The organism is Aliidongia sp. (assembly GCF_035943795.1).
Classification (GTDB): Bacteria; Pseudomonadota; Alphaproteobacteria; order ATCC43930; family CGMCC-115725; genus Aliidongia.
The window spans coordinates 1-5,637 of record NZ_DASZBY010000077.1; the positions used below are offsets into that span (position 1 = coordinate 1).

6 protein-coding genes are annotated in these 5,637 nt (G+C 66.0%); 5 read left to right on the forward strand and 1 reads right to left on the reverse strand.

The window, feature by feature from the left end:
* Positions 1-152 precede the first annotated feature (152 nt).
* Positions 153-1,109 (reverse strand): AraC family transcriptional regulator, encoded by a 957-nt coding sequence (locus tag VGV37_RS13395; RefSeq protein ID WP_326880186.1) that lies wholly within the window; start codon positions 1,107-1,109, stop codon positions 153-155.
* A gap of 141 nt (positions 1,110-1,250) precedes the next feature.
* Between VGV37_RS13395 and VGV37_RS13400 the strand changes: the two genes are divergently transcribed.
* The 5 genes from VGV37_RS13400 (at position 1,251) to crcB (ending at position 5,215) form a co-directional block, all read left to right on the forward strand.
* On the forward strand, positions 1,251-1,598 hold the full coding sequence (locus tag VGV37_RS13400; protein WP_414637990.1) for a carboxymuconolactone decarboxylase family protein: 348 nt from the start codon (positions 1,251-1,253) through the stop codon (positions 1,596-1,598).
* A 21-nt stretch (positions 1,599-1,619) separates the two neighbouring features.
* On the forward strand, positions 1,620-2,234 hold the full coding sequence (rclC, locus tag VGV37_RS13405; protein ID WP_326880187.1) for a reactive chlorine resistance membrane protein RclC: 615 nt from the start codon (positions 1,620-1,622) through the stop codon (positions 2,232-2,234).
* Positions 2,235-2,798: 564 nt separating this feature from the next.
* Positions 2,799-3,926, forward strand: coding sequence for an OpgC domain-containing protein (locus tag VGV37_RS13410; RefSeq protein ID WP_326880188.1), 1,128 nt, complete (start codon positions 2,799-2,801; stop codon positions 3,924-3,926).
* 43 nt (positions 3,927-3,969) lie between these two features.
* Positions 3,970-4,812, forward strand: coding sequence for an SGNH/GDSL hydrolase family protein (locus tag VGV37_RS13415; protein ID WP_326880189.1), 843 nt, complete (start codon positions 3,970-3,972; stop codon positions 4,810-4,812).
* Positions 4,813-4,837: 25 nt separating this feature from the next.
* Positions 4,838-5,215, forward strand: a complete 378-nt coding sequence (gene crcB / locus VGV37_RS13420) for a fluoride efflux transporter CrcB (protein ID WP_326880191.1) — start codon at positions 4,838-4,840, stop codon at positions 5,213-5,215.
* The last annotated feature ends 422 nt before the right edge of the window (positions 5,216-5,637 follow it).

Sequence of the window (5,637 nt, forward strand, 5' to 3'; positions counted from 1 at the left end):
GAGGACGCGGAGATGGAGCGGCGCCGCGCGGCCTTGCCGGTCCTGCCGCCGCCGGACTGGACCCGGCGCGGCTACGCCCGGCTGTTCTACAAGAGCATCCTGCAGGCCGACGAAGGCTGCGACTTCGACTTCCTGGTCGGCTCGGATACGCTTTAGGCCGGCGAGTCCTCGCCGCCGGCACGCCTCGCCTCGCCCGGACGCAGGCCGAAGCGCCGCTGGAAGGCGCGGCTGAACGCGCTTTCCGACTGGTAGCCGACCTCGGCCGCGATCTGGGCCAGCGAACTGGCGCCGGCGAGCAGTTTGCGTCGCGCGATGCCCAGGCGCAACTCGGCCAGGAAGGCGAGCGGCGCCATGCCGGCGGTCTTCTGGAAGCTGCGGACCAGGGTTGCCCGCGACGCGCCGGCCTGGGATGCGAGTTCATCCAAACCCCAGTCGCGCTCCGGCGCTTCCAGGATCGCCGCCACGGCCCGGGCGGTCTGGCGCTGGCCCAGGAGACCCAGCAGCCCCTGCTGGACGGGTTCCCGATCGAAGTGCGACCGCAGGATCATGACCAGCAGCGCGCTCGCCAGGTCGGCGGCGATGGCCGCGGCGCCGGGACGGGCGGCATCCAGCTCGTCACGGATCGCCGCCATCAGCTGGCGCAGGCGGACCGCATCGGCATCCTGGTGGGTGCGCACGACGACCACCGACGGCAGGGTCGCGAAGATCAGGTTCTGATGGGCCTGCTCGAACTTCAGGCGACCGCAGACCAGTTCCGTCTCCGCGTCGCCATCCCCGTTGGTCTTGACCGCGATCGCGCCGGTATGGGTATGGCGCAGATTGGCGGTTCCCACCGCGTCGGTCGGGGTGGTGCTGCCCCGCACCGTATGGGCGCCGCCATGGGGCAATACCGCCACGTCGCCGGCCTCGAGCAGGACCGCGGCGGTGTCGGGCAGCTGAAGCAGGCAGGTGCCGCGGGCGACCAGGTGGAACGGTGCCCATCCATCACCCTCGGCGTCGTGGCGCGATGCCCATTGCGCGCCGAACCGGCACAGGCTTTCCAGTTCCGGCCGCACCCGCAGCAGCGGGGCGAGCCCGCTCAGCACATCGGGGAGGTCTGGTGGATTCATCGGCAGCGGCCGTCTTCTCGAAATCGATCCGCGCGGTCATCGGGTTGAGCCGGGCGGCCATCCTCCTTGCATACCATCGGCCTTATCTTCTGTGAACCGGCCAGCCTCATCCCAGGCGGCCCCAAGATCAGGAGAAATTCGATGTCCATGCTCGATTGGAACGGCTATCGCCAGCAGCTCAACGTCCGGATCGGCGAGATCGCCAAGATCAGCCCCGACGTCATCAAGGGCTACCAGGCGCTGAGCGCCGCCGGCCAGAAGTCCGACCTGCTGGGCGCCAAGACGCGCGAACTGATTTCGCTCGCCGTCGCCGTCGCCATCCGCTGCGACGGCTGTATCACGGTCCACACCAAGGCCGCGGTCAATCATGGCGCTACCCGCGAGGAAATCGTCGAGGCGATCGGCGTCGCGACCGCGCTCAACGCCGGTGCCGGCCTGGTCTATTCTGCCCGCGTACTCGACGCCTTCGAGCAGACGACGGCCTCATAACCCTCGATCGGAGTGCGGATCATGAAATACGTCGATGTCGCGCTGGCCCGGATCGGGGCTTCCGATCGCCTGGGCCTCACCCTGATGCGCCTGGCGATCGCGATCATCTTCCTGTGGATCGGCGCGCTGAAATTCGTGCCCTACGAGGCGGACAGCATCACGCCGTTCGTGGCCAACAACCCGGTGATGTCGCTGTTCTACAAGCACCCGGACGAATATAAGCCGCACCTGACCCACGAGGGCCAGCTCGTCCCGGCCGAACGGGAGTGGCAGACCCGGAACAACACTTACGGCTTCTCGAAGGGTCTCGGCACGGTCGAACTGACCATCGGCGTGCTGGTGCTGTTGAACCCGGTTTCGGTGCCGCTGGGATTTCTGGGCGCCCTGCTCGCCTTCCTGACGCCGTTCGTCACCCTGTCGTTCCTGGTGACGACGCCCGAGGCCTGGGTTCCGGCGCTGGGCGATGCCGAGCATGGCTTCCCGTACCTGTCGGGCGGCGGCCGGCTGGTGCTGAAGGACGTGGCCTTGCTGGCCGGTGCGCTGCTGGTAATGGCAGACTCGGCCCGGGCGCTTCGGCGCAACCTGGCCGCGGCCCGCACGCCCTCCCGTCAGGCCGTGCCGCAGACCCTTCGGTGATCCGGCAAGCCAATCGAGCGCCCTTCCTGCATGGGAAGGGCGCTCAAACGTGCTGTGCGACCGATCGAGCCGATCGCCTGTTCGAAAATCGGAAAGCCAGAAACCGCGCTCAGCTCAATGCGTCAGCAGAGCGGTAGCAGCCAAGACAGGAACCAGAAGAACGAGGGTGAACAACCCGCAAAGGGCGGACACTCGCTCATACCATGACCACTTCTTCCAGTCGGACTGAAGGTCCTGCATGATGAATACTCACAGACTAAAATAAATGTTCTGGTAATATCGGCAAAATGTTCGAAGTTGAAGGTGCTTGTTTCAAGACGATGCCGACAAGAGGAACAATACGACCGGATTCGTTCAAGGATTGCTAACGGCAAGGAAAAAGAACCCGACAGTGGGAAGTTCTTATCAGGCATTTATGGAATATTTATGGCGCTATTCGTTCATATTTTATCTATTGCGCGCTTCCGAGACCGGCGTGCCGATCTGCCGCATGGGCAGACACTGGAACGGCAAGGCGCCGATCCCAGTTAGCAGTGTGGAAGAGCCGATCGGAGCGACAGTCCAATGGCCTCGCCGGGAAATCTTTCGCGACGGGACTCACGTGTCGACCTGCTGCGCGGCATCGCGCTGCTGACGATTTTCGTCGACCATGTTCCGGGCAATCTGCTTGGCAATCTGACCTTCCGCAATTTCGGCTTCAGCGATGCGGCCGAGCTGTTCGTCGTGCTCGCCGGCTTTTCCTCGATGATGGCCTATGGCGGCTGTTTCGAACGCAACGGAACGGTGCCCGGTCTGCGCCGGATCGGCGCACGGTGCCTGCGGATCTACCTGGTCCAGATGGGCCTGCTGGCGGCGACGCTCGCCATCATCTGGCTGTGGGACCAGCGGTTCGGCCTTGACACGGCGGTGATCCAGCCGATCCTCGATCGCGGCATGCGCAGCGGCATGACCCGCGGGTTGATCCTCGAAGCGCTGCCGGCCTATCTCGACATCCTGCCGCTCTATGTCGTGCTCATCGGCATCTTCCCGCTGGTCTACCTGCTGATGCGCTGGAACCCGGTCGTGGCGCTCGCGCTCTCCGGCGGCATCTGGCTCGCGACCAACCTCGATCCGGAACTCAACCTGCCCAATACGGTGTATGCCCGGCTCTGGTTCCTCGATCCATTCGCCTGGCAGTTCCTGTTCACCATCGGCATCGGCATGGCAATGGTGATGCGGCGGCGCGACGGCCGCCTGCCGATCGTGCCCGGCTTGCGGATCGCCGCCTGGGTCTATCTCGCGTTCGCGCTGCTGGTTGCCGCACCCTGGCGCATCTGGGGCCTGTGGGACGTCCAGTTGCTGGCGGTGCCGATGACCGACAAGACCATCCTGGCGCCGCTTCGGCTCATGAACATCCTGGCCTTCGTCTATTTGGCTCTGACGTCCGACGGGTTGCGGGCGCTGGCCGCCCGGCCGCTGGTCGCGCCGATCATCGCCTGCGGCAAGCATTCGCTCGAGGTCTTTGCGATCGGTACGATCCTGTCGCTGATCGGGCGTCTTCTGTTCGAGACGTTCGGCACGCCGCTGTCGCTGCAGCTCATCGTCAACGGCGTCGGCTTCACCGCGCTGTTCTGGGTCGGGTGGGTGCTGGAAATCGGACGAACCGCGCCCCAGCCGGCCCCGCATCTGCCGGAAATCCGCCCGGGTGTCTGAACGCCGTCAACATCGGCAATGTATTTTTAACCGAAACCGGGGCATGCTTCGCTTCATGACGTTCCTCCCTTATCTCAGCGGCGGCTGGTCGGCCGGTCAATCCGGTCCCAGCCGCCGTTTTTTTGCCTTCGCCTGTACGATGGCGATCGGGTTGCTCTCCTGCCATTCCGCCGCGGCGGCCGACGCGATCCTGATCGCGACACCGCCCCTGGCCCAGCCGGCCACCGGGCCCTTGGCCCATGTTGCCGCCCGCCTGGCGCATGGCGCCCCGCTGACCATCGTCGCCTTCGGCTCATCCTCGACCGAGGGCGTGGGCGCCAGCTCGCCGGCCCATGCTTATCCCGCGCGTCTTCAAGCCGATCTCGCGGCGCAGGTGCCGTCGACCGAAACCATCACCGTGATCAACCGCGGCATCGGCGGCGAAGATGCCGACGACATGCTGGTCCGCCTGCAGAGGGACGTGATCGGCGCCAGGCCCGACCTGGTCATCTGGCAGACCGGTACGAACGATCCGCTGCGCAAGCTGCCGATCGATCGGTTCGAGGCCGAGACCCGCGCCGGGATCGCCCGGATGCGGGCCGCCGGCATCGATGTCGTGCTGATGGAACCGCAGGATTGCCGCATGATGCGTGCGACGCCGGGCGCCTTCACCTATCTCGATGCCGTGCGCCGGATCGGCCAGGACATGGCCGTACCGGTCGTGCGTCGCTACGACATGATCCACCGCTGGCTGGCCGACGGTTCGGTGACCGAGGCGCAATTGATGGCGCCCGACGGTCTGCACATGGCGGACGAGGGCTACGAGCGGCTGGCCAAGGAAGTCGCCCATGAACTGCTGGCGGCCGCCGGCCGCCTGCCGGTGGTCGTGAAGGCATCCGCCCGCTGACCGGCGGCGGACCCGTGCGATGATCCTGACCTACGCTTGGGTCGCCCTCGGCGGCGCGCTCGGCAGCATGGCCCGCTTCTGGATGGCGAACGCAGTCGCGGCCGTGACCGGGGCGGCGTTTCCCTGGGGCACGCTCGGCATCAACATCATCGGGTCGTTCGTGATCGGCCTGTTCTTTGCCCTGACCGGGCCGGGTGGGCGGTTCGACGTCCCGTCCGATGCGCGGATCTTCGTCATGGTCGGGATCTGCGGGGGCTTCACCACTTTTTCGTCCTTCAGTCTGCAGACCCTGCTGATGCTGCAGGACGGCCAGATCGTCCGGGCCGGCGCCTATATCCTGGGCTCGGTCGTGCTGTGCCTGCTGTTCGTCTGGCTGGGTACGCTGCTGGCCTTCGCGCGGTAGCGCCACCTCTGTCGGCACCCCCGGCGAAAGCGCTTGGGGATGTCCAAGTCTCGTTTTCCCGTTTATCTCACAATGCGTTAACATAATACTCCGTCATGCCCGGGCTTGACCCGGGCATCCACGCGCCTCCGCTTGCGGCCAGGGGCCATGGGATCGCCTTGCCGGACCCCGCGGTCATGGCCGGGTCAAGCCCGGCCATGACCGCGGAGGAAAGCTAACCCTCTCAAACACGACAGAAAGACGGGTGCATCCTCCAGCGTTTTCGTGGGGTGCCGCAAATTCGCGATCACGCGGCCCGGATGCCGCCGAGGAAGCCCGCGACGTCGCCCTTCAGCACATCGGCCTCGGTGCTCATCGCCTGGGCGGCGGTGCGGACTTCGTTCGCGACCTCGCTCGACTGGTCGACCGCGCTCGACACGTCG

Bases quoted from the DNA above. Each gene is read 5' to 3' on its own strand.
- VGV37_RS13395 (WP_326880186.1), bottom strand. From the start codon at position 1,109: ATGAATCCACCAGACCTCCCCGATGTGCTGAGCGGGCTCGCCCCGCTG.
- VGV37_RS13400 (WP_414637990.1), top strand. From the start codon at position 1,251: ATGTCCATGCTCGATTGGAACGGCTATCGCCAGCAGCTCAACGTCCGG.
- rclC (WP_326880187.1), top strand. From the start codon at position 1,620: ATGAAATACGTCGATGTCGCGCTGGCCCGGATCGGGGCTTCCGATCGC.
- VGV37_RS13410 (WP_326880188.1), top strand. From the start codon at position 2,799: ATGGCCTCGCCGGGAAATCTTTCGCGACGGGACTCACGTGTCGACCTG.
- VGV37_RS13415 (WP_326880189.1), top strand. From the start codon at position 3,970: ATGCTTCGCTTCATGACGTTCCTCCCTTATCTCAGCGGCGGCTGGTCG.